Source organism: Nostoc sp. C110, assembly GCF_043099725.1.
GTDB lineage: Bacteria > Cyanobacteriota > Cyanobacteriia > Cyanobacteriales > Nostocaceae > Nostoc > Nostoc muscorum_A.
Window position 1 is genome coordinate 7118810 of record NZ_CP171148.1, and the last position, 25257, is coordinate 7144066.

At 41.3% G+C, this 25257-nt stretch carries 26 protein-coding genes; 15 read left to right on the forward strand and 11 right to left on the reverse strand.

Features of this window, described 5'->3' with window-relative positions:
- Window positions 1-380: 380 nt before the first annotated feature.
- The 6 genes from ACFFRD_RS35565 to ACFFRD_RS35590 all read left to right on the forward strand — a co-directional run bounded on the left by ACFFRD_RS35565 (window position 381) and on the right by ACFFRD_RS35590 (window position 6168).
- The gene (locus tag ACFFRD_RS35565) at window positions 381-1910 is read left to right on the forward strand and encodes a YifB family Mg chelatase-like AAA ATPase (protein ID WP_392480665.1); all 1530 of its coding nucleotides are present in this window, start codon (window positions 381-383) and stop codon (window positions 1908-1910) included.
- 195 nt (window positions 1911-2105) lie between these two features.
- The gene (locus ACFFRD_RS35570) at window positions 2106-2279 is read left to right on the forward strand and encodes a hypothetical protein (RefSeq protein WP_392480666.1); all 174 of its coding nucleotides are present in this window, start codon (window positions 2106-2108) and stop codon (window positions 2277-2279) included.
- On the forward strand, window positions 2224-3240 hold the full coding sequence (locus ACFFRD_RS35575; protein ID WP_392480668.1) for a YihY/virulence factor BrkB family protein: 1017 nt from the start codon (window positions 2224-2226) through the stop codon (window positions 3238-3240). Before ACFFRD_RS35570 ends, ACFFRD_RS35575 begins: the two co-directional genes overlap by 56 nt.
- Window positions 3241-3397: 157 nt before the next feature.
- Complete coding sequence (locus tag ACFFRD_RS35580; protein ID WP_392483248.1) at window positions 3398-3949, forward strand: DUF421 domain-containing protein; 552 nt, start codon at window positions 3398-3400, stop codon at window positions 3947-3949.
- Window positions 3950-3989: 40 nt separating this feature from the next.
- Window positions 3990-5285 carry an adenylosuccinate lyase gene (purB, locus tag ACFFRD_RS35585; protein WP_392480671.1) on the forward strand — a complete coding sequence of 432 codons (1296 nt, stop codon included), beginning with the start codon at window positions 3990-3992 and terminating at the stop codon, window positions 5283-5285.
- A gap of 328 nt (window positions 5286-5613) precedes the next feature.
- On the forward strand, window positions 5614-6168 hold the full coding sequence (locus ACFFRD_RS35590) for a DUF4126 domain-containing protein (protein WP_114083033.1): 555 nt from the start codon (window positions 5614-5616) through the stop codon (window positions 6166-6168).
- A 140-nt stretch (window positions 6169-6308) separates the two neighbouring features.
- Here the strand turns inward: ACFFRD_RS35590 and hemH are convergent, their stop codons facing one another.
- Window positions 6309-7475, reverse strand: coding sequence for a ferrochelatase (hemH, locus tag ACFFRD_RS35595; RefSeq protein ID WP_114083034.1), 1167 nt, complete (start codon window positions 7473-7475; stop codon window positions 6309-6311).
- 94 nt (window positions 7476-7569) lie between these two features.
- Here hemH and ACFFRD_RS35600 point away from each other — a divergent pair, with 94 nt between their 5' ends.
- Entirely contained in the window at window positions 7570-8193 is a 624-nt protein-coding gene (locus ACFFRD_RS35600; protein WP_392480674.1) for a class I SAM-dependent methyltransferase, read from the forward strand.
- A gap of 329 nt (window positions 8194-8522) precedes the next feature.
- Here ACFFRD_RS35600 and ACFFRD_RS35605 read toward each other — a convergent pair whose 3' ends face one another.
- On the reverse strand, window positions 8523-10616 hold the full coding sequence (locus ACFFRD_RS35605; protein ID WP_392480677.1) for a prolyl oligopeptidase family protein: 2094 nt from the start codon (window positions 10614-10616) through the stop codon (window positions 8523-8525).
- A gap of 207 nt (window positions 10617-10823) precedes the next feature.
- On the opposite strand from ACFFRD_RS35605, the gene ACFFRD_RS35610 reads away from it, so the two are divergent.
- Entirely contained in the window at window positions 10824-11828 is a 1005-nt protein-coding gene (locus tag ACFFRD_RS35610) for a GUN4 domain-containing protein (RefSeq protein ID WP_392480679.1), read from the forward strand.
- Between the two features lie 74 nt (window positions 11829-11902).
- Here the strand turns inward: ACFFRD_RS35610 and ACFFRD_RS35615 are convergent, their stop codons facing one another.
- The 6 genes from ACFFRD_RS35615 to ACFFRD_RS35640 all read right to left on the reverse strand — a co-directional run bounded on the left by ACFFRD_RS35615 (window position 11903) and on the right by ACFFRD_RS35640 (window position 16926).
- A complete protein-coding gene (locus ACFFRD_RS35615) occupies window positions 11903-12067 on the reverse strand; it encodes a hypothetical protein (RefSeq protein ID WP_392480680.1) in 165 nt (54 codons plus the stop codon).
- 149 nt (window positions 12068-12216) lie between these two features.
- Entirely contained in the window at window positions 12217-13392 is a 1176-nt protein-coding gene (locus tag ACFFRD_RS35620) for a DNA double-strand break repair nuclease NurA (RefSeq protein ID WP_392480681.1), read from the reverse strand.
- Window positions 13393-13626: 234 nt separating this feature from the next.
- Entirely contained in the window at window positions 13627-14412 is a 786-nt protein-coding gene (locus tag ACFFRD_RS35625; RefSeq protein ID WP_392480683.1) for an HAD family hydrolase, read from the reverse strand.
- A gap of 166 nt (window positions 14413-14578) precedes the next feature.
- The gene (locus ACFFRD_RS35630) at window positions 14579-15121 is read right to left on the reverse strand and encodes a Rieske 2Fe-2S domain-containing protein (RefSeq protein ID WP_392480685.1); all 543 of its coding nucleotides are present in this window, start codon (window positions 15119-15121) and stop codon (window positions 14579-14581) included.
- Window positions 15122-15176: 55 nt separating this feature from the next.
- On the reverse strand, window positions 15177-16028 hold the full coding sequence (locus ACFFRD_RS35635) for a metal ABC transporter permease (protein WP_335033253.1): 852 nt from the start codon (window positions 16026-16028) through the stop codon (window positions 15177-15179).
- Window positions 16029-16101: 73 nt separating this feature from the next.
- Window positions 16102-16926 (reverse strand): metal ABC transporter ATP-binding protein, encoded by an 825-nt coding sequence (locus tag ACFFRD_RS35640; RefSeq protein ID WP_392480687.1) that lies wholly within the window; start codon window positions 16924-16926, stop codon window positions 16102-16104.
- Between the two features lie 89 nt (window positions 16927-17015).
- On the opposite strand from ACFFRD_RS35640, the gene ACFFRD_RS35645 reads away from it, so the two are divergent.
- The 7 genes from ACFFRD_RS35645 (at window position 17016) to ACFFRD_RS35675 (ending at window position 22673) form a co-directional block, all read left to right on the forward strand.
- A complete protein-coding gene (locus tag ACFFRD_RS35645) occupies window positions 17016-18032 on the forward strand; it encodes a metal ABC transporter substrate-binding protein (RefSeq protein WP_190962302.1) in 1017 nt (338 codons plus the stop codon).
- A 128-nt stretch (window positions 18033-18160) separates the two neighbouring features.
- Window positions 18161-18496, forward strand: coding sequence for a hypothetical protein (locus ACFFRD_RS35650; protein ID WP_163932449.1), 336 nt, complete (start codon window positions 18161-18163; stop codon window positions 18494-18496).
- Window positions 18497-18617: 121 nt separating this feature from the next.
- Complete coding sequence (locus ACFFRD_RS35655; protein ID WP_392480689.1) at window positions 18618-19355, forward strand: hypothetical protein; 738 nt, start codon at window positions 18618-18620, stop codon at window positions 19353-19355.
- 26 nt (window positions 19356-19381) lie between these two features.
- Window positions 19382-20050, forward strand: a complete 669-nt coding sequence (locus ACFFRD_RS35660) for a prolyl oligopeptidase family serine peptidase (RefSeq protein WP_392480691.1) — start codon at window positions 19382-19384, stop codon at window positions 20048-20050.
- 383 nt (window positions 20051-20433) lie between these two features.
- Window positions 20434-20736, forward strand: a complete 303-nt coding sequence (locus tag ACFFRD_RS35665; protein WP_147262527.1) for a hypothetical protein — start codon at window positions 20434-20436, stop codon at window positions 20734-20736.
- A 135-nt stretch (window positions 20737-20871) separates the two neighbouring features.
- A complete protein-coding gene (locus ACFFRD_RS35670) occupies window positions 20872-22218 on the forward strand; it encodes a GTP-binding protein (protein ID WP_392483250.1) in 1347 nt (448 codons plus the stop codon).
- A 194-nt stretch (window positions 22219-22412) separates the two neighbouring features.
- On the forward strand, window positions 22413-22673 hold the full coding sequence (locus ACFFRD_RS35675) for a Calvin cycle protein CP12 (RefSeq protein ID WP_179073777.1): 261 nt from the start codon (window positions 22413-22415) through the stop codon (window positions 22671-22673).
- A 145-nt stretch (window positions 22674-22818) separates the two neighbouring features.
- Here ACFFRD_RS35675 and ACFFRD_RS35680 read toward each other — a convergent pair whose 3' ends face one another.
- The 3 genes from ACFFRD_RS35680 to ACFFRD_RS35690 all read right to left on the reverse strand — a co-directional run bounded on the left by ACFFRD_RS35680 (window position 22819) and on the right by ACFFRD_RS35690 (window position 25130).
- A complete protein-coding gene (locus ACFFRD_RS35680; protein WP_190962305.1) occupies window positions 22819-23637 on the reverse strand; it encodes a TlyA family RNA methyltransferase in 819 nt (272 codons plus the stop codon).
- A 255-nt stretch (window positions 23638-23892) separates the two neighbouring features.
- Entirely contained in the window at window positions 23893-24669 is a 777-nt protein-coding gene (locus ACFFRD_RS35685) for a class II glutamine amidotransferase (RefSeq protein ID WP_179073775.1), read from the reverse strand.
- Between the two features lie 161 nt (window positions 24670-24830).
- Complete coding sequence (locus ACFFRD_RS35690) at window positions 24831-25130, reverse strand: putative quinol monooxygenase (protein WP_392480694.1); 300 nt, start codon at window positions 25128-25130, stop codon at window positions 24831-24833.
- Window positions 25131-25257: the final 127 nt, after the last annotated feature.

The following is a 25257-nucleotide window of genomic DNA, read 5'->3' on the forward strand; positions in this document are numbered from 1 at the left end:
TTTATCACATCAATTGATTATATTTTTATACAAATAGTAAGAGATTCTGATTGCAGTTTTAATTCTGCTAGCAATGATTTATACATACATTGCGCTCTGGATAAAAAGCAATTGCTTCTATATAATTCATAATTATTAATTCATGATATCAAGTTCAGATAATTAGTTATGGTTTTTACACTTAGTAACTAGGGTATTAAAGGTTATTTATAAAGTGTAAAAATAAAATTACTGTAGTGGCGTGGCACAGCTAAAATAGTGCAGTCGAAAAAGAAATGGTATAATTATACTGGCTCGCCAGAATAGTCTATGTAGTTTCACTAATGCCAATCGACCCACGCATCTGCTAGAGATTTGAAAGGTTTACTGTTATATAAGAAATGCTTGCCAGAGTCTGGAGTGCATCAATTGTGGGCATCGATACCGTCAAAGTAGGCGTAGAAGTCGATGTCTCAGGAGGATTACCGGGAATTGTTGTCTTGGGACTGCCAGATTCAGCGATTCAAGAATCGAGAGAAAGAGTCAAAGCAACGCTGAAAAATGCAGGTTTCGCCTTTCCTATGCGGAAAATTGTGATCAATTTAACTCCGGCAGATTTACGCAAAGAAGGCCCGTGTTTTGATTTGCCTATTAGCGTGGGAATTTTGGCGGCTTCTGAGCAAGTTAGCGCTGATTTGTTGGGGGATTATCTATTTTTAGGTGAAGTGTCTCTAGATGGCAGCTTGCGTCCGGTGGCTGGTGTTTTACCGATCGCAGCAGCAGCCCAAAAAATGGGAATTGCAGGTTTAGTTATCCCTGCTGATAATGCCCAAGAAGCCGCAGTGGTTCAAGGCTTGGCTGTTTACGGCTGCAAACATCTGTCTGATGTGGTGGATCTTTTAAATAATCCAAGGCGTTACAAACCTGTGCAAATGGATAGTACAGTAGACATAGCAACAGTATCTTACCCTGGCGCAGATTTGCATGATGTGAAAGGACAAGCTCATGCGCGTAGGGCTTTAGAAATTGCTGCTGCTGGTGGGCATAATTTAATTTTTGTCGGGCCGCCTGGTAGTGGGAAAACCATGTTAGCACGGCGCTTACCAGGAATTTTACCGCCCCTGAGTTTTGCTGAATCTTTAGAAGTGACTCGCATCCATTCGGTGGCTGGTTTATTAAAAAATCGCGGTTCTTTGGTACGCGATCGCCCTTTTCGCAGTCCCCACCACTCAGCATCCGGGCCTTCTCTTGTTGGTGGCGGTAGCTTTCCTCGTCCTGGCGAAATCTCATTATCTCACAGAGGTGTCCTGTTCCTTGACGAATTAACTGAGTTTAAACGTGATGTGCTGGAATTTCTCCGTCAGCCTTTAGAAGATGGCTACGTTACAATTTCTCGTACCAGACTATCGGTAACGTTTCCCGCGCAGTTTACTTTGGTGGCGAGTACCAATCCCTGTCCTTGCGGTTACTATGGCGATACCATCCAACAATGTACTTGTTCTCCCCGCCAACGCGATCAATATTGGGCAAAACTTTCTGGCCCGTTGATGGATCGGATTGATTTACAAGTTGCGGTAAATCGCTTGAAACCAGAAGAAATTACCCAACAACCTACGGGAGAAACATCAAAATCAGTGCTACAACGAGTGCAACAAGCAAGCGATCGCGCCATTACCCGCTTCCAAGAAGAAGCAAATCTGCGTTGCAATGCTCAGATGCAAAGTCGTCATCTCCAGAAATGGTGCAAGCTAGATGATGCTAGTCGCAATTTATTAGAAGTAGCCATTAGAAAATTAGGTTTATCGGCAAGAGCTAGCGATCGCATTCTCAAAGTAGCACGAACTATTGCAGATTTAGCGGGAGATGATGAGCTAAAAACTAATCATGTGGCGGAAGCAATTCAATATCGCACAATCGACAGAATGCAGTAAAAAGGAGTCAGGAGTAAGGAGTCAGAATTCAGAATAACTCGACAGATGAATCTGCTTGCTTTAGCAAAAATGCTTTTTTTCTCTGCTGTTACATCAATGAATAGATTTGATATTGTTTACTCTAAACCCAATATTATATTGACTTGCACTCTTATCCAGCCTGAATTCTGACTTCTGTATTCTGAATTCTTGCTTATGAAATTCCTCCTCAAGAACGCTTTACAAACTCCCTTGGGAGGATGTCGCCACCCAGAGAATAAGTATCAAATATATCAGGAAGTAAGCGATATCCTCTTAGAAGGAGACTGGTTGGATGAATTTGCAGGCGATTTGGAAGTTATTCCAAGAGACATTCAAAGAATGGAGTGAGGATAAAGCCTCACGGTTAGCGGCGGCGTTGGCTTATTACACGATTTTTTCCATTGCACCGTTATTAATTATTGTAATTGCGATCGCAGGGGCAGTATTTGGAGAAGAAGCAGCAAGAGGTCAAATTGTCGGACAAATTCAAGGTTTAGTCGGCCCAGATGGAGCAGAATTTATCCAAACAGCTATTCAGAATGCGAACAAACCACAGACAGGAGCGATCGCTTCGATTATTAGTGTTGTAGTTCTGCTATTGGGTGCTACTGGTTTATTTACTGAGTTGCAAGATTCACTCAACACTATTTGGGAAGTCAAACCGAAACCTGGACGCGGTGTAACTAACATGATTCGCCTACGCTTTTTGTCCTTTGCAATGGTCATAGGTATTGGCTTTTTACTGTTAGTTTCTCTGGTAATTAGTACGGCTTTAGCAGCATTAGTAACATATTTTAGCAACTTGCTACCCGGTGTAGATTTCCTTTGGCAGATTCTCAATTTCCTTCTATCTTTTGCCATCACTACGTTTCTGTTTGGACTCATTTTTAAAGTCCTACCAGATGTCAAAATTGGTTGGAGTGATGTTTTAATTGGAGCTATGCTCACCTCCTTTTTGTTCTCGATTGGGAGATTTTTATTAGGACAGTATTTAGGTAATGGCAGTTTTGGTTCAGCTTATGGTGCTGCTGGTTCATTGGTAGTGATTTTAGCTTGGGTTAACTATGCCGCACAGATTCTTTTCTTCGGTGCTGAATTTACCCAAGTTTATGCTAGAAGGTATGGAAGCGGCATAACCCCAACAAAACATGCCATTCCTTTATCTGATAACACTGAATATAATGGCAAGGCTCAAACGAGGCAAGCGTCTACTAATAAAAAGTCATCTTCTAACTTGATTAATCGCTTATTCCATTCTTTCAAGAAGCCCAAACGATTAAAACAAAGGAGGAAAAATCCGCGATTTTAACCCCACTATCCAGGGCTTATATATTTGTAACTCTGATAAATATTGAAGAATTTAACCTCTAATAAAAATCAGTTTTATGAAATCAGATCCCAGATAAATAAAGTGATACTGGATTTTTTCCAGAAGTCTATATGAAAAAGGAAGAAAATCAGTGCTAATGGAAAAATGGTTTTTTATCGATTGGCAAGCAATCTTTGTTCCTAGCATCAGCGTAGTTGAGTTGATTATCCGTGGCTCACTAGTCTACTTAGCACTGTTCACGGTATTACGTTTCCTTCCTAGCCGACAGCTAGGAACACTAGGAATTACTGATTTACTTGTAGTTGTACTATTTGCTGAAGCTGCCCAAAATGCGATGGCAAGTAATTATACATCGATTACTGAAGGCGCTATCCTGGTAGGAACTGTGATTTTTTGGAGTTATTTATTGAACTGGTTAGGCTACAAAATACCTCAGTTCCAACGTTTTATGAATCAGCCACCGCTACTACTGGTAAAAAATGGTCGGATGATTCAGCGTCATTTGCAACGAGAGTTAATTACAGATGATGAGTTGATGAGCAAGTTACGTCAGCAAGGTGTGGAATTTTTAGCCGATGTGAAGTTTGCATATATGGAGGCTGACGGTAGGATTAGCATCATCACCTTTGACTCAAAAACTAATCCCGTCCCTGACCCAAAAGCAGCATTAAAAATTGATCTACATTAATTAGACTGTAAAATATGACGGTTGTATTCTGTGCCGAACTGTGATTGAGCGTTATACTTTGCCCGAAATGGCTAACCTGTGGAGTGAAGCCTATAAACTAAAAACTTGGCTGCAAGTCGAAATTGCTGTTTGTGAGGCTCAAGCTGAACTAGGTTACATTCCATCTCAGGCGGTTGAGGAAATTAAGGCTAAGGCAGATTTTGACCCCAAGCGGGTGTTGGAAATTGAGGCTGTAGTCCGCCACGATGTCATCGCTTTTTTGACAAATGTCAACGAATATGTTGGTGATGCCGGACGCTACATTCACCTGGGTTTAACCAGTTCGGATGTTTTGGATACAGCTTTAGCACTGCAATTGGTTGCCAGCCTCGATCTATTATTGCAACGTCTGGAAGATTTGATTCAGGTAATTCGTGAAAAAGCACGGGAACACCGTCATACAGTGATGGCTGGTCGATCGCATGGGATTCACGCTGAACCGATTACTTTTGGTTTCAAGCTAGCTGGCTGGTTAGCAGAGGTGTTGCGACACCAAGAACGCTTGAGAATTCTCCGCCAAACCATTGCTGTGGGTAAGATTTCTGGTGCAGTGGGAACTTATGCCAATGTTGAACCGCGTGTAGAAGCGATCGCTTGCCAAAAACTCGGACTCCAACCCGATACGGCCTCAACACAAGTTATTTCCCGCGATCGCCACGCCGACTATGTGCAACAGTTAGCTTTGGTAGCGGCATCCATTGAACGTTTTGCTGTAGAAATTCGCAATCTGCAAAAAACAGACGTTTTGGAAGTTGAAGAATTCTTCGCCAAAGGTCAAAAAGGCTCCTCAGCCATGCCACACAAGCGTAATCCCATCCGTTCGGAACGGCTAACGGGAATGGCCCGACTGGTGAGAAGTCATGCCGGTGCAGCTTTGGAAAACGTTGCTCTCTGGCATGAGAGGGATATTTCCCACAGTTCTGTAGAACGGGTGATTTTACCAGATGCTTGTACTTTGACGCATTTTATGTTGTCAGAAATAACCGACTTGGTGAAAAACCTATTGGTCTATCCTGAAAATATGGAACGAAATCTCAACTGCTACGGCGGCGTTGTGTTCAGCCAAAAAGTGCTACTTGCCTTGATAGACAAGGGAAGCAGCCGCGAAGAAGCTTATGCGATCGTTCAAGAAAGCGCTCACATCGCTTGGAACAAGCCAGGAGGAAATTTCCAGGACTTAATTAGCAAAGACCCTCGCGTTACCCAAAAGTTGTCTCCAGCAGAACTAGAAGTCTGTTTTGACCCCCAGCAGCATCTCCAGCATTTAGAAGAAGTTTACCAACGATTAGGAATTTAGAATTAATTGACTTGTAGTGAGCGCTGAAGCGCTTACTACAAACTTTTAGACTCAAAAAATAAACAATAGCCGAAACCCTCGTTTTCAGGTAGTTTTGCTTAAAGATAATCGTAGGGACACAATATGTTGTGCTACTAACCCATGTACTTGATTTACCTGAAATACGCTGTATGAACCATTGAACCCAGGTTAAAAAAGAATATAAAAATATCAAAAATATTTAGTATTGCATTGCTGAAGGCTGGATGTTTGATGCTGGAATTATTCCTATAACTGGGTAGTATACATAACAAATAAGTAAGTATTTGTTAGTCCTACGAGTGCCTTAATGATTGAAATCCTAGCCACACTTTCTGCCTCTGCCGCAGCAGGAATGAGAATAGGCATACCTTTGCTAATTATTGGACTATTGCAGGGTAGTAACTTATGGTCACAAGTTCCAATTTTATCTCACATTTCCCCACCACTATTGTTAGGCTGCCTCACCTTTTGGTCTTTAGTTGAATTATTAGCCTCAAAAAAGCTATGGGGGCAAAGATTACTACAACTAATTCAGTTATTCATGTCTCCTATCGTAGGGGCAATTATGGGGTTAGCAGTTGCTAATGCCACAGCAACACCAAACTGGCTGATTGCCTGTATTGGAGGTTCCTTAGCTTTAGTACTCCAGCTAGTTCAAGTTGGTTGGTTCTATCGGTTACGTGGCTTACCCTTGTGGGTAGTCTTTCTTCAAGATACCTTGTGCATTGCTCTAGTACTTTTTGCCTTTGATGCTCCTTGGCAAGGAGGATTAATTGCTTTAATACTGCTCTGGTTTGCAGTTCGTAGCGCCAAGCAGTGGTATGACTGGTATCACAAGGGCAGAAGAGGGCATGGGGCATAGGGCATAGGGCATGGCTAACAATTGAGATGAGGAAATATGGGAAGTAGGAGAACTAAGGGGAGATTTGCACTAAGCTTTTCGCCTCTGCCCAATGCCCAATGCCCAATGCCCAATGCCCAATTCCCAATTCCCCATTCCCCTTACTGCAAAAGCCCAATCATGTGCAAGAAGCCGTGACCAGTAATTAGCTCAATGATTAAGGCAATAAAGCCCAACATGGCAATTCGACCATTCCAGACTTCAGCACTAGTTGTTAGACCCCATTCCCAACGCTCTTGGGGGTACATTTTCACCATTTTTTTCATTTGGGCAGCTTGCGAAAGCTTAAAACTGGGGTTTTTCAGCGCATCAATTACTAAGTCTGCAAGTGCATTAATAAATACTGGATGAGTATTAGGAGCAGGAACGCGGCGGAAATTGTGAATTCCTGATTCTTCTGCGACTTCCCGATACTCAATATCAATTTCTTGCAGTGTCTCGATATGCTCTGAGACAAAACTGATAGGCACGACAACCAAATCTTTTACGCCTTGTGCGCCTAATTCTTTAAGCGCATCTTCAGTATAGGGTTGGAGCCATTCTACTGGGCCGACGCGACTTTGGTAAGCTAAAGTATGGGCATTGGGACGATTGAGAGTCTGCATAATCAGAGCAGTACATTCCTCAATTTCTTGCTGGTAAGGATCGCCAGCCTCTTCAACGTAGCTTTTCGGAACGCCGTGAGCGCTGAAGAATATATGAACCTCGTCTGGATTAGGAAACTGCTCAAGTTCTTGGGCTATCAGTTCCGCCATTGCTTGGAGATAGCCTGGTTGTTTGTACCAAGAAGGAATAACGGTGTATTCAATGGGCTGAAGTTTTGGGTCTTCTTGCCAAAGTTTATCTAAAAGTCGAAAGCTGGAACCACTAGTACTGATAGAAAACTGGGGATATAGTGGTAATATTACCAGGTGTTCTATATTGTCTTGGGTAATCTGTGCGATCGCTTCTTCTGTATAGGGATGCCAATAACGCATTCCGACGTAGATATTGGCTTCTTGCCCTAAATAACCCAACTGTTCTTTTAAAGCTTCCCCTTGCGCTTCCGTGATCCGCCGCAATGGTGAACCACCACCGATTTGCTTATAATTTTCTTGAGATGTTCTGGTTCGCCGCGAGGCAATAAACCAGGCTAGGGGTTTTTGCAACCAGCGAAAAGGTAGGCGAATAATTTCTGGATCGGAAAATAGGTTATACAAAAACGGCCCGACATCTTCTAGCTTATCAGGGCCACCGAGATTGAGTAATAATACGCCTACACGACCCATAGCTGTTACTTTCCCCCAATCTTTTCAGATTTTTTACTAATGTTAACAATATATCTTTATTAAATAATAAAGCTTAATAGCAAGGAAATATGCAATGGCAACAATTTTAAGGGATTGGAGTTACCGCTATCAGTGGCTTTATGATAGTATCTCTCGTTTAGCAGCCTTAAGTGTAGGTGGTGAAGCCCATTTTCGGCAACTTGCTTTGCAAGCCTTAACAATTCACTCAGATACTCAGGTTTTAGATTTATGTTGCGGTAGTGGTCAAACAACACAATTTTTAGTAAAACTTTCACAAAATGTAACAGGATTAGATGCTTCACCTAAGTCTTTGCAACGGGCGCGGCTAAATGTCCCGGAAGCGTCTTATGTCGAAGCTTTTGCCGAGGAGATGCCATTTGCAGATAATCATTTTGATGTGGTGCATACCAGCGTTGCATTACATGAAATGCAGTCTCAACAATTACGAAAAATTATTAATGAAGTTTATCGAGTGCTGAAGCCAGGAGGGGTATTTACGCTGGTGGATTTTCACGCTCCAACAAATCCGATATTTTGGCCTGGGATATCACTGTTTTTGTTGTTGTTTGAGACGGAAACAGCTTGGCAATTGTTAAAAACTGATTTGGCTGGATTGTTAACTGAGACTGGGTTTGATGTTAGTAAGCCAATTTTATATGCAGGTGGTAGTTTACAAGTTATACAGGCAAAGAAGTGAGATATAACTAAGGCGAACGCTGTAGCTTTTTTTTAGAAGAAAGCTTCGCTCCCTAATAGGGATTTTGTTTTATTGCGATAATACTGCTGCAATTTAATTTGTCTGTATTGCTCGTTTCAATCCCTAATAGTTTGGATTGCACAAGACCCTTGAGAATATGCGCCACAGACAAAAAATGTAATTGGCGACTTTTTATTCAAAGGTGGTAACTTGATCCGTGCTAATACTCCCTCAATTGTTCTGAATTTAGATGCACTGAAATAATTGAGCTTATGGAAATAATGTAGTGCGTCAACGCAGTGTAACGCACTATACAAATAAATCAACCCTTAAACTTCAACATTCAAAGTCCGCACCAAAAAAGCCCATTTATCTGCGGCTTCCTCGATAATTTTAGCAGTGGGTTTACCTGCACCATGTCCTGCCTTAGTCTCAATTCTAATTAAGACTGGCGCATCACCTGCGTGAGCTTCTTGCAAAGCGGCGGCAAATTTGAAACTATGAGCAGGGACAACGCGATCGTCATGATCGGCTGTGGTAATTAAGGTTGCTGGGTAAGCTGTATCTGGTTTGATGTTGTGGAGTGGCGAATAAGCATACAGCGCTGGAAACTCTTCGGAATTATCTGCTGAACCATATTCGGAAGTCCAAGCCCAACCGATGGTAAATTTGTGGAACCGCAACATATCCATCACGCCGACGGCGGGTATTGCTGCACCAAACAAATCGGGGCGCTGCGTCATGCAAGCACCTACCAATAAGCCACCATTACTACCACCTGCGATCGCTAGCTTCTGTGTCTTAGTATATTTATTAGCAATCAACCACTCAGCTGCACCAATAAAGTCATCAAAGACATTCTGCTTTTTCTCCTTCATTCCTGCTTGATGCCATTCTTCGCCGTATTCTCCACCGCCGCGGATATTGGGCATAGCATAGACACCGCCCATCTCCATCCACACCAAGATACTCACAGAAAAGCCAGGTGTCATTGAGTTATTAAAACCACCATAAGCATAGAGATAAGTGGGGTTATTTCCATCTAATTTAATGCCCTTTTTGTGCGTAATAAACATGGGTACTCTAGTACCATCTTTGCTCTGATAAAAAACCTGTTTTGTCTCATAATCATTAGGATTAAAATCTACCTCTGGCTGGCGAAAAACAGTACTTTTACCAGTTATCATATCGTAGCGATAGATGGTTCCTGGTGTGGTAAAGCTGGTGTAACTATAAAAAGTTTCGGTATCATGACGCTTTCCTCCAAAACCTCCGGCTGAACCTAGTCCAGGTAATTCTACATCACGAATAAATCCGCCTTTGAGGTCAAAGATTTTAATTTGGCTATGAGCATCTTTGAGGTAATCAGCAACAAATTGGTTATTGAGTATGCCTACACTTTCTAATGTTTCTGCTGATTGAGGAATAATTTCTCGCCAGTTTGCTGGTGCAGGGTTTTGAGTGTCAATTGCAATAACTCTTCCCCGTGGTGCATTTAAATCCGTGCGGAAATAAAAGATGCTATCATCATTGTCGATAAAGCTGTAATCTGCCTCAAATTGGTTAATTAATTCTACGACTTCAGAATTAGGGTTAGTTAAATCTTTGAAGAAAACCAGATTTTTGGAGTCAGTACCCAGCCAAACAGAAATTATTAGATAATGTCCATCTTCAGTCACACCACCACCAAAACCCCATTCTTTTTGGTCAGGGCGATGATAAATTAGTACATCTTCTGATTGAGGTTTGCCTAGTTGATGATAGTAGAGCTTTTGATAATAGTTAACATCTTCTAATTGAGTTTTTTCATTCGGCTCGTCGTAGCGGCTGTAGAAGAAACCTTGATTATTATGTGTCCACGATGCACCAGAAAATTTAATCCATTTCAGATGGTCTTGTAGGTCTTCACCAGTTTCAACATCGCGTACTTTCCACTCTTGCCAATCAGAACCAGAGATGGATAGACCATAAGCTAAAAGTTTCCCATCCTCGCTAATAGACAATCCTGAAAGAGCAACAGTGCCATCTTCTGAGAGTTGATTGGGATCAAGTAAAACTTTGGGTTCATCTTCGAGGTTTTTGAGAGTGTAGAGGACACTTTGGTTTTGCAGTCCATCATTTTTAAAATAAAAGTAGCGATGGCTGGAACCGTCTCCTAGAGATTCGCCTTCTTTAAAAGGGATACCATATTTTTCATAATCCCAAAGTTTGGTGAGGCGCTGTTTAATTTTTTCCCTGGCAGGAATTTCACTCAAATAGCCAAAGGTAATTTGATTTTGTGCCTCAATCCAAGCCCTTGTTTCTTCAGAGTCAGGATCTTCTAACCAACGATAATAATCTGTGACTAAAGTACCGTGGTAGTTATCGACTTGATTGCTTTTCTGGCTGGATGGGTAGGTGATAGATTTTTTAGATGAGGGCATAATCTTAGGTTGAGGTGCTTCTTTACATACTACAAAGATAGACCTAAGACGTGGGATATACATTGACCAAAACTGCGGAAAATTCTCATTAGAAAGGGTAACAGCCAGGTTACTACTCAGCAGAAAGCAGCCCTGTTAGGATTTGAATCAGCAAGAAAAAACTATAATTTGCTCAAAGTGTGATTTATCTTACTCCTTAGACCAAAAATGCCAGAGATATCGTTACAGCTTTTCTTTTCTTACTCTCACAAAGACGAAACTCTACGGGATGAACTAGCTAAACACCTGACCATATTAGAATGGCAGGGTGTTATATCAAGCTGGCACGATCGCAAAATACTACCTGGAGAGGAGTGGGATCACCAGATTAACGATAATCTAAACACCGCCGACATTATTCTGTTGCTCATCAGTTCAGACTTTCTTTTTTCTAAATATTGCTGGGATGTGGAAGTTAAGAAGGCAATAGAACTTCACCATGCTGGAGAGGCTTGTGTTATCCCGGTTATTCTGCGAAGCGTTGATTGGAGTGGCGCACCATTTGGAAAACTTCAAGCTTTGCCTAAGAATGCTGAACCTGTAGTGTCAAGGCATTGGCACAATCAAGACGAAGCCTTTACAGATGTAGCTAAAGGAATTAGGGCGGCTGCTGAGAAGCTGAAGAAGAAAAGAGACGAACAAAGGCAAACACAGGAAGTAGAAAGGCTACAACTACAGGAACAAGAAAAAGCTGATAAGCTGCGACTAGAACAGCAATCTACTGGTAACGATCTCTTGTCTGAGAAAGGTGTAAACTATAAGCGTTTGCGCGATTTGCTTAAAGCTGGACAGTGGAAAGAGGCGGATATTGAAACTCTGGCTGTTATGCTCAAAGCATCAGGTAGAGAACAAGAAGGCTGGCTTAATAGCGAATCTCTTAGCAATTTTCCTTGCACTGACTTACGCACCATTGACAAGCTGTGGGTCAAATACAGCAATGGGCACTTTGGGTTTAGCGTGCAAAAGCGGATTTGGGAAAGTGTTGCAAAAGACTACACAAAATTTAGCGATCGCGTCGGAAATATGAAATCGACATTCGCACTTGTTAACTCTCCGCGAGGAAATTTACCTCGAGGCAACATGGCCGACAATTCAAAAGTTATTTGGACATCGGTTGATTTTACATCATGGTGGCCGTGCCTTTGGTATCTTCTTTCGCGTCAAGACTTGTAAACTTTAACATATAAGGCTTACAGAAAATTGTGAAGATTCAGAAACAAGTAATTTCACACGAACTATTGCGGTTTCTACGTTTTCGTTACCTGGTACTGTGCATCACAAAATTCTTCTTGTTGTGCTTGTAGTACAATGCTAGCTTTTTGGCTGTTATAGCAATTAGCAAAAATAAATTTGCTCGCTACTTTTTCTATTTCCTGGTTACTTGCTTCCCATTCATCCCAGGGTAGTCTCATTTATCCTAGATAAATTGTTATAAAGGTGATGAAAATTAGAGGTATTATGTCAGTAAAATCATGACTGAATAAATATTCTAATATTCAAAACTAAAGTCAAAAATAGATTACTACAATCTGGTATTAGTGGGATAGGTTCTTAGGAATTATTAAGCAATACTCCCCCGCTTTCTGGCTTCTTTGTAGGAAGTTCCGACATTTTTTAAACCAGCTTTAATCATTTGTTGTTCTAGGAGGGCAAAGAAACGCGCTCTATCGCCACCTTTGACCACTGCTTGATTATGCGCTTCGGCGATCGCAACTGGATAGCCATATCCTTTTTGCACTTGTGCTAACATCAGTCCCAGTGCTTGATCTAACATGGTTGCATTCTCCGCTACCCATGCCGGAACTTCGATTCTGGCGATTTCAGTGCCAACGTGGACATAGCAAAAATAAATGGTTTGATCGCCGTAGAGTTCGAGAATTGGGGAATTACTCCGCCAAAGGGTGCTGCGTTGTCCTGGTTTGAGTCTGGTTGCCCAAACAGAAGTATCTCGCAACTGTTCAAAAATTTTACAAGGTACTTTTTCTAGCTGATTTGGGCAATGACTTTTACAGTCTGGCACTGGATGAGGACAAGCCAACAATCGTAAAAAGTTCATTGTTTCGATGCTGCGAGAGGCGCTAAGATAACCCATCAGGGGAATTTGAGCATCACGCATTTGCTGCCAAGCTTCCAGAATGGGGGGTAAAATGCGATCGCGTGCGTCCATTGGTAATTGTTCTAAAAACCAGTAAATTAACGAACCATCTACCATCGCTAATGCTGGTGCTTCCCCTTTAGCTGCACATGCAAGTTCTGCTAAAACCGTTGTTTCTGATGCAGTGCGGCGGAAACTCATCCATTCCTCGGTTCTAATTCCCCACTGCCGAGACATATATAAGTCTTCTGGGCGGTAAAATACTTCTGGCAAACTATCGAGTAGCGGATGGCGGTTTTGTCCGTAGTGTAAAACGACTCTGCCGATATTTAGGAGATAACAGTAAGCAATTTCGTGATGGTTGGGGGCAATTTGGGAACCATCGGTAGCAATTACAGTATGAATTTTTGGCGGAACTGAGATATCGATGCAGGTTTCTAGCGGCTCAATTGGGGTAGCATTAGCAAATAGAATGCGATCGCGCCATTTTTCCTGGCGATCAATTAAATCTTGTTGAGACTCACAAGCATTTTTTAGATGTTGTTGTGCCAATTCTAAACGCTGACGACTGGCAGCAGCTTCTAAGGTAAGATGCTGACTTAAGCCCTGCATTTGTCGCGCCAGTTTTGTTAAATCAAGCATAAAGGTAAGTGATAAATTATAAATTTGGAGTTTTAGTAATTCATTATTATTTATCTATATATTTTAAATATCTCGCTTCGTTGCCAATTTGCTAGAAAATTAAAATAATTCGTAATTGATAATTAGACTTTAATACTTGCTAATGTAATTCGTAATAAAAGTAAGTTGGAGATTTAGACCACTTACAAATTACGAATTACTTTAAAGTAGCAGGCAAAGCCCATTACGAATTAGTTAAAGCCAAGCAGGGAAATCTCTGGCAAACTGAGAGAGTGATAACAAATGAATTTGCGGATCATTTTGAGCCGCTTCTCTTTCTGCTTGAGTATTATAGCCCCAGTCGGCAAGGAACAGTTTCACGTCTCCAAGGTCTGTTTGCTGTTTAACTAACTGCAACGTCTTCAGTCTATCTTCTACAAACCAGAGACTAACTGGCTTGTTTTCTGCTTGTTGCTTTAATTCTCGCAAAATTTCATATTTGGGGCGCTTGACTTCTTTGCCAAAAATTGCTGCTGCTGGTAAATTAACTCCTTCTTGTTGGAGCAACTGCTGTACAAAACGTCCCTCTTTAGTGGTTACAATGTATAGCTTAACCCCACTGTCAAGGGTTAATTTGATTTTTTCTATTACACCCGGATAAAATCTATGCAGACTTAGCCAACCGTCTAAATTCGTGGTAATCCATTCATCACGTTGGTTATCTAGTTTCGCAGCAATTTCTCTTGCTTGTAGCTTGTCATTTAACAAAAGTTGTGGGGCGATGCTTAACCATTCATGAAGAATTTTCTCATCAGGAATTCCATCTACTAGCGCTTTGATTAAAACGGGCATTTCCCAACCCGTCTCAATTACGGGGCGTAGGCGATAGAATCTCAAAGCTAAATCATCTGCTGGTGTGTCGTTACTTGGCGACCAAATTTCACAGTAGGTACGCCACGCTACCTCAAAATATTCAATTAGTCCGTCGCAAATCACTCCATCAAAGTCCAGGGCTAAAATCGTGGGACTACTTGCGGTCATTGTTTTGAGGATTAAAACTGCTGTTGTCAGCTTACCCGACAAATTTAAATTATGCAGTAATTTTTGTTAGTCTTTTAGAATTTCTAACTTGCTCAAAAAGTATGGTGGTATTGTCTAATCTAATTTGATATTGGTAGCTTAACGAGGATCTACGGCAGGTTTATGATCAACTAAACGAACTTGGTTTTGCTTGACTACTACAGTGATTAGTGGTAGAGAACGCTTTGCTGGGCCGATGAACGACTCGACCCTGAGAATCATATTGAGATCCATGACAAGGACAAATAAAGTGATTCTTCTCAAGATCCCACTCAACTGTACATCCTAAATGGGTACAAGTTGGATTGATAGCGTACTCAGCAATCTTTGGCCCGTCTTGAATGATGAGATAATCAACGCTATTGTCTGGCAAGCCTTTTACGAGAATCGGAATTCCAGACTTTGCAGTTGTCAATAGTGCATTAGTTTCAATTTGCTTACCGTCTTTGTCTAGTGCCACTGATCCGGGGAGATAATTTTCACAGCGTGAATTCTTTGGATAAAGGGAACAAAGGGTTTCTAGGCTTATCTCACGACCTTGGCTGACTTTGGGAAATAGATATGCGATCGCTATTGATGCAACTGTACCACCTAGCGTATAAGTTAAAAAATCCCGGCGCGTTTTTATCCTAGGTGGAATTTTGCCGTTAGTAGAATAATTATCTTTCATGACCTGATATACCAAGAAAGGTCTACTAATATACTACGGCGCGATCGCATGAGAATTATTCTTTGGTTTGAAGTTGTTTACTCGTAAAAATACCGTATTTAGGACTAAATAATAATGCCAGCAAAAATAACCCCGATACGACTAAAACGATCGCAGGGCCAGAGGGCAAGTTATAAAAATAGCTGAGGTACATCCCACTAATACTGGAAATTACGCCAATTACTGCACCCAAAATCATGACTTGGTTGAGACGCTTAACTAATAAATAAGCGGTGGCTCCTGGTGTAATTAAAAGCGATAATACTAAAATCACACCCACAGCTTTCATGCTGGCGACAATTGTCAAAGCTATTAGTACCATCAATCCAAAGTTCAGCCGATTAACGGGCAAACCCGCGGCTTGAGCGCCTAAAGGATCAAATGTATAAAATAAAAGCTCTTTATATAATAAAACAACAACTATTAAAACAATTGTGGCAATGATCGCAGTGTCCCGCACTTCATCAATGGTAACGCCGAGAATGTTGCCAAATAGGAAGTGATTTAAGTCGATTTTATTATCTTTTTGAATAACAGTAATTAGGGTGATACCAAGAGCAAAGAATGCTGAAAAAACTATGCCCATTGCCGCATCTTCTTTGATTGGCGATCGCACCCTAATCCAGGCGATCGCCATTGTACTCAGAACACCCGCAATGAATGCGCCAACATATATATTTGCTCCCACCATAAAAGCGATCGCTAGTCCGGGTAAAACTGAGTGACTGATGGCATCACCCAACAAGGCTAGGCGCTGTACCATTAGGTAGCTGCCTACAACTGCACACAACATCCCAACTAAAATGGCAATCACGAGCGATCGCTGCATAAAACCGTATTGCAACGGCTCAATTAATGCTTGTAACATATTTTGTCATTTGTCATTTGTCATTTGTCATTTGTCATTTGTCATTTACTAATGCCCTATATCCAATAACATTTTAGGCAGCGTCTGAAAAGTACATTACTTTACCGCTATAAGCACGATGCAGATTTTCTTCGATAAGTACTTGTTGCCGTGAACCTGTGGCGATTACTTCACGGTTTAGTAATATTAAGTCATCAAAGTGAGCGATTGATTCCCCTAAGTCGTGGTTGACTACTAGCACGATTTTGTTTTCGGCAGCCAGTTCATGGAAGACTTCAAAAATCACCGACTGGGTTTTTTGATCAATACCTACCAAAGGTTCATCAAAGCAAAATATTTCTGCTTGCTGTGTTAAAGCACGGGCTAAAAATACCCGTTGTTGTTGTCCTCCTGATAATTGTCCAATGGGGCGATCGCAATATTCGCTCATTCCGACTCTTTCTATAGCGTTTTTTGCTACTTGGCGACTAACTACTGAGAAGCTACGCAACCAGCCTGTTTTCTTTACCCGTCCCATCATGACTACATCCCAGACTGTGGCGGGATAAGTCCAATCAATTTGGCTACGTTGTGGTACATAGGCAACTCTCTCTAATTGTTGCATTAAAGGTTTGCCTTGGCATAGCACCGTACCACTACTGACAGGAACCAAGCCTAACATTGCTTTCATCAGCGTACTTTTGCCAGCACCGTTGGGGCCAAAAATACCCGTCAGTTTTCCTGGTTTGACGATACAGCTAACGTCTCTTAAGGCTTCTTGTGTCCGGTAATATACGCCTAAATGGGCAATACTAATTGCTGCTGTGGAACTCATATCAAATTTGATAGTTTTTGCAGGTACTTCCTTTGTTTTTGTCTGCGATAGACGAAATTTTGCCGGAAAAGAGACATTTTTCATAATCGGGTTTCAATATTTATTTCTTGAGCTTACTATAAAAATGAGAGAAATATGAAAAAATCTATAATTAGATGTAATATCCAAGATAAATGAAACTAATACCAGAGATAGACGGCACTAATCCTTACGGCGAGGGAATAATCGGCAGGATGAAGGGAAAAATTCTTTTCCGGCTTTGTTTGGGAATGCTTATACCTTTGGCTTTATTAAGTTGTACACAGAAAGACTCTAACCCCAACACTGCCAAGGGAGATAAGCCGCGAGTTGTTGCAACTAGCACTGTCATTGCTGATTTGGCACAAGAGGTTGCAGGAGACGAAATTCAACTAAGTGGAATCCTCAAACCGGGTACTGATCCTCATGTTTACGAACCAGTACCAGCAGACAGCAGGGTTTTGGAAGAAGCTAACTTGATTTTGTATAACGGCTACAACCTGGAACCGGGACTGATTAAATTAATGAATGCTTCTGGTGGTAAAGCGCGGAAGATCCCAGTAGGGGAAGCTGTCAAATCCTTGCAGCTTGATAAAGGCAAAGGTGAAATAGTGCCAGATCCGCACGTTTGGGGTAGTGCAGAAAATGCGATCGCAATGACGAATGCAATCCGAGATGCGTTGATTGAGTTATCACCTGAAGATAAAGACAAATTTACTCAAAAGGCATCGCAACTTACGAATGAATTAAAACAGTTGCATAGCTGGATTAATCAACAAATTCAAACTATCCCCGCAGATAAGCGGAAACTGGTGACAACCCACGATGCGTTCCAATATTATGGACGTGCTTATGGGATTGCGATCGCAGGTACTTTAATTGGCATTAGTACCGAAGAACAACCAAGCGCTCAAACAGTCCAGAGATTAGTTGAGTCCATTAAAAAGATCGGCGTTCCCGCAATTTTTTCTGAGACTACAATTAACCCAGCTTTAATCAAAACTGTTGCTCAAGAAGCAGGAGTGAAATTAGCACCAAATCAACTCTACTCTGATTCAATTGGTGCAAAAGGAAGTAATGGAGATTCTTACATCAAAATGATGGAGGCGAATACCCGTAGCATTGTAGAAGCATTAGGGGGAAAATACACGCCATTTCAACTAAAGAAGTAAATTTATCTGAGTAAATATCTAACCTAAGACGTGTTCTTCTCAAAGTCTCTCCAGAGAAAGAACTTTTTGTATCTTTGATTTTTTAGAGTGTTATTAGCAAAGCTAGATTTTTTAATACCTGAAAAGCCATGACTGATAAAAATCAAGAAAATCAAATTCGTCAACCAGTAAGTGAAGATACACATTTACGCGAAGAACCTAATGTCAAGGAAAGAAACTTAACAGCGAATCCTGGAGATAGAATTGCTGATGAGTCTCAATCTGTAGAAGAAAAGGCTAAACAGGTAGCTGTGGATGATGTACCAGACATTACAGGCGACAAAATTACAGTCCCGACTTACTTCGTTGTGGATGAACCCGATGGCACAAAGAAAGCACTCCACCATGTTAAAGATGCTGAAGAGATTTCTGACATGATTCGGGAAGCACGAGTTGACGAAAATGGAAATCGAATTTGGTGGTAGTCATTCATTAAAGAAACGCGGGGACAAGGAGAGTTATTTCTTTGCGTCCCCGTATTTGTTTTCTTGAATCAAGTTAGTTTATATAATCAAACATCTGGAACTTTTCCCAGGATGAACAATAATGGTAGATGCCACAAGTACCAAAGAATTGACATATTGGACTACACCAGAACTTAAAAATAAAATTTTAGAACTTGTTAAAGATCGCAATCTAGAGCCATTAAAAGCCAAAGTAGAATTTTATAAAAATGAATTAGCACCATACTTTGCAGAATTGAGCCAACGTAATCCCTTTGGGAAGGTTGCAGATCAAGTAGCGATCGTGACGGGAGTATGGGTACCAATATGGTCTACTATACCTTTTCAAGATATTTTACCTGGTAGGATACACGAGCAGTCTTACCAAATTTTTCATACTGATGGTTACTATGCAAATATTGCCCGTTATGCACCAGGACATCAATCTGGTTTTTGGCAAAAAATTGCATTAAAGTTACCAGCTTATGACTTAATGTTGTTGCAAAAATATTCAGTTATAGATGAAAAGTGGGATATTAAAAATGTTGGGATATTCCAAGCATTGAAAAATAGAGAAATCCCGTTGACAATTGATGATGCAGATGAGTGGTTTACGACAACAGTCAAATCTAAATTTCAGCAAGCAGCACCAAATATAGATTTACAGCAAGAACTTATAGTAAAAGATATGGACAGAAATACTGTCAAAAAATTTAAAAAAGTTTACCTAGCTACTTCTTTTTTAGAGCATCTATATATAGATAATGATTTTCGGTTAGTTAAGAGTCAACGAGAAGCAACACAACGACCAAGTTATACAATAGCTATTCGTAGACGTTAAACTAACAAAATTTTTTAATTAATTTTATGCAGCCACTACAACAACAAATTACTTCTACCGACAGTTATAACTACCTGCTATTCTTGCCCAGTGGACTGCACCAAGACGGAAGTCCCAACGAAAAACTAGAGCCACTTTTGCCAACAATCTTATGTTTACACGGTTCGGGTGAGCGAGGCTCTTACTTAAATCATGTGAAAAAGCACGGTGTTGCCAAGGTTGTAGAACAACAGCCAGATTTTCCCTTCATTGTCATTTCTCCCCAATGTCCGCGCGGTGAATATTGGAATATAGAACGATTAAACACCCTTTTGGATGAGGTTATTGCATCCTATCCTGTTGATCCAGATCGGGTTTACCTGACCGGTTTAAGCATGGGTGGTTACGGAACCTGGCATTTAGCAGCAGCGCAGCCAGAACGATTTGCTGCGATCGCGCCTATCTGTGGCGGTGGTAATCCAGCCCAAGCACATAAGCTGAAAAGCCTTCCTGTGTGGGCATTTCACGGAGCAAAAGATAATGTCGTTCCCCCAAGGGAGTCCGAAATTATGGTTTCTGCACTCAAAGCCCACGATGGGAATGTGAAATTTACAGTTTATCCAGAAGCCGATCACGACTCATGGACGCAGACATACAATAATCCAGAGTTGTATGAGTGGTTTTTGCAGCATCGGAGACAGCCGACTGTAGATTAAAGATATTTTTTTCTGCATTTTAATACATCTCTAAATGATAGCTATTTTCAGGTAAATAGACCACGCGGTAGGGGCGCAAGACCTTGCGCCCCTACTAAAATTTACGCAAGAGCGATTGCCCTAACTTCAACATATTTTCATCAAAAATATTTTTTAGCGCCCAAAGATTAAAACTTCTAACAAGTCGTCACTTGCACCTTTGACATCAGAGTATATAACTTCAATAATGTTCTTACGTAAAAATCCGTAGTCATATAGGATTCTTATTTGATTTTTGCTAAATATACTGAGAACTAAAACCCAATCTGGCTAGCTCTCAGTCAGCTTTGCTTTGACAAATCAAATGAGATTGCTATATAAACCGGCATTAATAGGGTTGCATTATGCTTTTTTCGAATTCAAAAACTAACTTAAAAACTCGCCAAAATAATAAAATAGGCAGAGTTTTTTGGACTCCTACTAACGTTCTGATACTCACTGGATATTTAATAATTTTACCAATTTGTACATTGACAACTTTATCCTTATTATTGCCCTTATTCACTACTAGTTTATTCGCTTCCATTGGAACCTCGCACTACTCTACATCGATTCCTTGGATAGATGATGCCTCTGAATGTGAATATACTGGGAGGAGCTGGCGCGATCGCAAGTGTTGGGATAATCAACACGATCCCATGTTCTAAATGAACATTGCACAAAGAGGTGTGTAAATAATTAGAACAATTGCTTAATTTGGCAAAACAGGCTATCAGTCTTGAAATTAGATCAAAATGGATATGTAGCCTGTTGTTTGTCAAATCTTGAATCAACCTAACTTTGTGCGAAATCTGCAAGAAACTCATTTAAATCGTGCCCGCGCTAGTCTCAGACAAGCACTGTCTTGGTATGGATATCTCCGCAAATCAGGACAGTTGTCATCTAACCCGGAATTGGCAGGTTTGTTAAAACCGGAATTGGAAGCTTTGAACTCTACACTCAACAAGCTGGACTCTAACGTGATTAGAATTGCCGCTTTTGGTTTGGTGAGTCGTGGTAAGTCAGCAGTTTTAAATGCTTTACTGGGAGACAAAATTTTGCAGACTGGGCCCCTAAATGGTGTCACTCAATGGCCCCGTTCGGTGCGCTGGCAGCCAGGAGGTAAGGTACTAGTAGAGTTAATTGATACCCCAGGATTAGATGAAATTGAGGGTGAGTCACGGGCGGATATGGCACGAGAAGTTGTGCATCAGGCGGATTTGATTTTGTTTGTCGTGTCTGGTGATATCACGCGCACTGAGTATCAGGCATTGCTGGAATTGCGGCGATCGCAAAAACCCCTAATTTTAGTATTTAACAAAATCGACCTTTACCCAGATACAGACCGGGGAGCGATTTACCAAAATTTGCAACAACTAGGGGCTGGGCATCCTGAAGCAAAGCCTTTACTACCTGATGAAATTGTCATGGTGGCGGCGGAACCAGCAGCAATGGAAGTGCGGGTTGAGTGGCCTGATGGGCGTGTCAGTTATGAATGGGAGACACCACCACCGCAAGTAGACGAACTCAAAGAGACGATTCTGAACATTCTAAATCGGGAAGGGCGATCGCTTCTGGCTTTAAATGCCCTCATTCAAGCACGGGATGCAGAAGCCGCGATCGCTCAAAAAACCATCGACTTACGCGAACAAGAAGCTGAAAATATCATTTGGCAATTTACCAAATACAAAGCTTTGGCAGTAATGCTCAATCCCATCGCCTTTTTAGATATCCTTGGCGGAACTGTTGCCGATTTAGCTTTAATTCGCGCTCTAGCTAGATTATATGGTTTGCCGATGACTAGCTATGAAGCCGGAAAAATTTTAAAAACGATTTTATTTAGTTCTGGTGGCTTGCTACTGGGGGAACTAGGTAGTAGTTTTATTTTGGGCTTAGGTAAAACTACTGCTGCAATAACCAGTGCTGACAATCCCAGCAATATTAGTGCTTTTGCTGGCAGTGCGATCGCTCAAGCTGGTATTGCTGGTTATGGTGCATACTCCGTTGGTAAAGCTGCTCAGGTGTATCTCGAAAAAGGCTGCACTTGGGGACAGTTGGGTGCTAGCAGCGTAATTCAAGAAATTCTCTCTCAAGTCGATCAAAATACAATTCTGTATCGTTTGCGACAAGAGTTAGGCATAAAATATTGAGAATAATTAAATTTTGTTAAGCATTTGTTACTGTTTACAAGTGTTTATGAACTTCTATCAAGCTCTTCTGACAATTGACTGACATTTCGAATTTGGTATGCAAGATTGAGGAAACAGGTTACAGGGAGAAGGTTATAGAAAAAACTATCCTCATCCCCTAATATCTATCTGCGTAAATTAAAGGTGAAAGGATCATGACAACTACCCTAAATTCATTTGAAACTGCTGGTGCAGGAAATCTTGAAGAAGCGATTACTGAAGCCATTACTGAAGCTCGTACAACTTGTGAGCTAAATGGCAGCGATTCTGCGGGTTGTGCCGTAGCCTGGGACATTGTGGAAGAATTGCAAGCTGAGAAAGCGGATCAGCAGCAAGCAAAAGCCAAGAAAAACTCTTTAGAAAACTATTGCGATCGCCATCCAGCTTCCGTAGAATGTCTAATCTACGACGTTTAATAAGAAAGAATTCAGGAGTCAGGAGTCAGAATGGGCTAAACGCCCCGCTACCGCTAACAGTATGAATTGAAGTCTGAGTGCAAATGAATATGTGGGTTTAAGTCCCCCACTAATTGATTCAGAATTCTGAATTCTGTATTCTTCTTTAACTTTTCCGTAAATCAGTTGTTGCTGATTGCGTTATTTGCTTAATTTCCTCTAAATCGGGTAATGGTATTTCACTTTCCATTCCCAACCACAAAAGATATTCGATATTCCCAGCCGGGCCAGTGATCGGCGACCAAGTTAAGCCTTTGTATTTCCATCCTAATCCGTGGGCTGCTTGCAACACCTGGAAAATAGCATCAGCTTGGTCGTTTGGATCTCGCACAACACCTTTTTTACCCACACGGGATCTGCCAACTTCAAACTGTGGCTTGACTAACAACACAGCTTCTCGGTTAGCTTGAGTTAGTTGCCACAAAGCAGGCAGAATCTTAGTTAAAGAAATAAACGATACATCAACCACCGCCAAATCAGGAATCGGATCGTTTTCCCTATATAACTCCTCTGGTCGTAGTTGCCGTAAATTGGTACGTTCTCGCAAAATCACCCGCGAATCATTTCGCAACCGCCAGTCAACTTGTCCGTAACCAACATCAATGCCGTAAACTTGTTTTGCTCCAGCTTGCAAGAGACAATCAGTAAAACCACCTGTAGAAATCCCACCATCTAAACAAATGCGATCTGTTACAGGGATGGCAAATACTGACAAAGCTTTGGAGAGTTTTTCACCGCCTCTAGAAACAAAAGGCGATCGCTCTTTAATATTTATTTGAGCCGAAATATCAACTTCAGTACCAGGCTTATCAACTAGCTGCTGATTAACAGTCACTTCCCCCGCCTGAATTAACCTTTGTGCCAAGGCGCGAGAAGAACATAAATTTAGCTCTACTAATAGTGTGTCGAGTCGCTGTTTAGCCAATTAACTAGACTCTCCTAGTGAGATTAAAACCAAAGCACTTGAAAATACAGCTAGAAACATCTTACTGCAAGGATTGGATACGGTAGTCAATACCAAAACCTTTACGAAGCTTGAGGATTTGACACTTTCAGCCTTAGACAGACTGAGTTTCCCGCATCCCGTATATTACTATGAAAAACAAAACCCATCTAGAAACTATCTAAATGGGAAAATTTTTGGTGAATTTTTGAATTCGCCAACAGATCGCATTTTTAGCTAAATACATATTTTCAGTGGTAGCCCATCCTGAAAAACTAGTAATTCTCCCGGTTGAATTTTTGTCCAAACTTCGTTGTCAGTCAGGGGAGTAGTAGCAATTACAGCAACGCGATCGCGTTCGGTAGTCACTTCCCGAAAATCTACAGTCATGTCTTGATCGATTAAATGGGCAGCTGCAAAGGGCGCTTGACGGACAATGTAGCTGAGGTTAGTTGAACAATGAGCAAAAAAGTGTTCTCCATCAGATAATAAGTAATTAAATATACCTCTTTCTGCAATTGCATCACTAATTTGTTTGAGTACAGGGTACAGTTTCTTGATGTCAGGTTTACCATCAGGAAAGCGCGATCGCAATGTTTCTAGCATCATACAGAATGCTTTTTCACTATCTGTATCACCTACGGCTTGATAAAATCCCAAATTTTCTGGATCAAAATCTGGCAAATTACCATTGTGGGCAAACACCCAATATTGACCCCACAATTCTCTGCGGAAAGGATGGCAGTTGTGTAAGGCAACTTCACCCTGGGTAGCTTTACGGATATGGGCGATGACATGGGTTGAGTGGATAGGATAACTCCGCACAAACTCTGCGACAGGAGAAGCAACAGAAGGTTGGGCATCTAAAAACATCCGACATCCCTTCCCTTCAAAGAAAGCAATGCCCCAACCATCGCTATGATCATCCGTTTTTCCTCCCCGTGCAGAAAACCCTTCAAAAGAAAAGCAAATATCCGTTGGAACATTGCAATTCATTCCGAGCAATTGACACATGGATGTTGTCGCTCTCAATTTTTGACTACGGCCTCAGGATCAAGATACTTCAGAATGCTGACTTGATTCTGGAGCGATCGCTTCCATCTTAGAATTGAAAGCTGAGATATTCCAAATGATCCCTAAAAATAAAGAATCTGCCTTAAGTGAGCAATATGACATTATGCCAAAAGATGGTATTGGCGGATATCTGGTGCGGCAGCCACTAAAGCTTCTAGTTTGGCTGCTCCCACTTGGAAATGGGGCGAATCTAGATGAGCATTTAGGGCTTCATGAGAAGTCCACTCTTCTACAACAGTAAAGTCTGTTGGGTCGTATTGGTTTTGCAAAAGTTCATACTTTATCGCACCTGCTTCCTGACGGGTTGGCTCAATGAGTTCCAACAGTACAGCTTTCACCTCTTCTACTTTGTTAGGCAAAGCAATAATATGGGCAACAACACGAATAGTTTGGTTAGTCATTTGTCATTTGTTATGGGGCACTTGTACTGAGCGAAGTCGTAAAGCCTACGGCATAGCTACGCTTAGGGTGCAGCCTCTCCAAGAGTTGTATTGGGCATCGGGGAAAGACTTTCTTCTCCCCCCCTTG

Excerpts from the sequence above, each read along its gene's own strand:
- ACFFRD_RS35650 (WP_163932449.1), top strand. The coding sequence starts at position 18,161 with ATGACTGATAAAAATCAAGAAAATCAAATTCGTCAACCAGTAAGTGAA.
- ACFFRD_RS35580 (WP_392483248.1), top strand. The coding sequence starts at position 3,398 with ATGGAAAAATGGTTTTTTATCGATTGGCAAGCAATCTTTGTTCCTAGC.
- ACFFRD_RS35565 (WP_392480665.1), top strand. The coding sequence starts at position 381 with ATGCTTGCCAGAGTCTGGAGTGCATCAATTGTGGGCATCGATACCGTC.
- ACFFRD_RS35625 (WP_392480683.1), bottom strand. The coding sequence starts at position 14,412 with ATGACCGCAAGTAGTCCCACGATTTTAGCCCTGGACTTTGATGGAGTG.
- ACFFRD_RS35655 (WP_392480689.1), top strand. The coding sequence starts at position 18,618 with ATGGTAGATGCCACAAGTACCAAAGAATTGACATATTGGACTACACCA.
- ACFFRD_RS35610 (WP_392480679.1), top strand. The coding sequence starts at position 10,824 with ATGCCAGAGATATCGTTACAGCTTTTCTTTTCTTACTCTCACAAAGAC.
- ACFFRD_RS35645 (WP_190962302.1), top strand. The coding sequence starts at position 17,016 with ATGAAACTAATACCAGAGATAGACGGCACTAATCCTTACGGCGAGGGA.
- ACFFRD_RS35685 (WP_179073775.1), bottom strand. The coding sequence starts at position 24,669 with ATGTGTCAATTGCTCGGAATGAATTGCAATGTTCCAACGGATATTTGC.
- ACFFRD_RS35575 (WP_392480668.1), top strand. The coding sequence starts at position 2,224 with ATGAATTTGCAGGCGATTTGGAAGTTATTCCAAGAGACATTCAAAGAA.
- hemH (WP_114083034.1), bottom strand. The coding sequence starts at position 7,475 with ATGGGTCGTGTAGGCGTATTATTACTCAATCTCGGTGGCCCTGATAAG.
- ACFFRD_RS35600 (WP_392480674.1), top strand. The coding sequence starts at position 7,570 with ATGGCAACAATTTTAAGGGATTGGAGTTACCGCTATCAGTGGCTTTAT.
- ACFFRD_RS35690 (WP_392480694.1), bottom strand. The coding sequence starts at position 25,130 with ATGACTAACCAAACTATTCGTGTTGTTGCCCATATTATTGCTTTGCCT.
- ACFFRD_RS35640 (WP_392480687.1), bottom strand. The coding sequence starts at position 16,926 with ATGAAAAATGTCTCTTTTCCGGCAAAATTTCGTCTATCGCAGACAAAA.
- ACFFRD_RS35635 (WP_335033253.1), bottom strand. The coding sequence starts at position 16,028 with ATGTTACAAGCATTAATTGAGCCGTTGCAATACGGTTTTATGCAGCGA.
- ACFFRD_RS35665 (WP_147262527.1), top strand. The coding sequence starts at position 20,434 with ATGCTTTTTTCGAATTCAAAAACTAACTTAAAAACTCGCCAAAATAAT.
- ACFFRD_RS35660 (WP_392480691.1), top strand. The coding sequence starts at position 19,382 with ATGCAGCCACTACAACAACAAATTACTTCTACCGACAGTTATAACTAC.
- ACFFRD_RS35605 (WP_392480677.1), bottom strand. The coding sequence starts at position 10,616 with ATGCCCTCATCTAAAAAATCTATCACCTACCCATCCAGCCAGAAAAGC.
- ACFFRD_RS35590 (WP_114083033.1), top strand. The coding sequence starts at position 5,614 with ATGATTGAAATCCTAGCCACACTTTCTGCCTCTGCCGCAGCAGGAATG.
- ACFFRD_RS35675 (WP_179073777.1), top strand. The coding sequence starts at position 22,413 with ATGACAACTACCCTAAATTCATTTGAAACTGCTGGTGCAGGAAATCTT.
- ACFFRD_RS35570 (WP_392480666.1), top strand. The coding sequence starts at position 2,106 with ATGAAATTCCTCCTCAAGAACGCTTTACAAACTCCCTTGGGAGGATGT.
- ACFFRD_RS35630 (WP_392480685.1), bottom strand. The coding sequence starts at position 15,121 with ATGAAAGATAATTATTCTACTAACGGCAAAATTCCACCTAGGATAAAA.
- ACFFRD_RS35615 (WP_392480680.1), bottom strand. The coding sequence starts at position 12,067 with ATGAGACTACCCTGGGATGAATGGGAAGCAAGTAACCAGGAAATAGAA.
- ACFFRD_RS35620 (WP_392480681.1), bottom strand. The coding sequence starts at position 13,392 with ATGCTTGATTTAACAAAACTGGCGCGACAAATGCAGGGCTTAAGTCAG.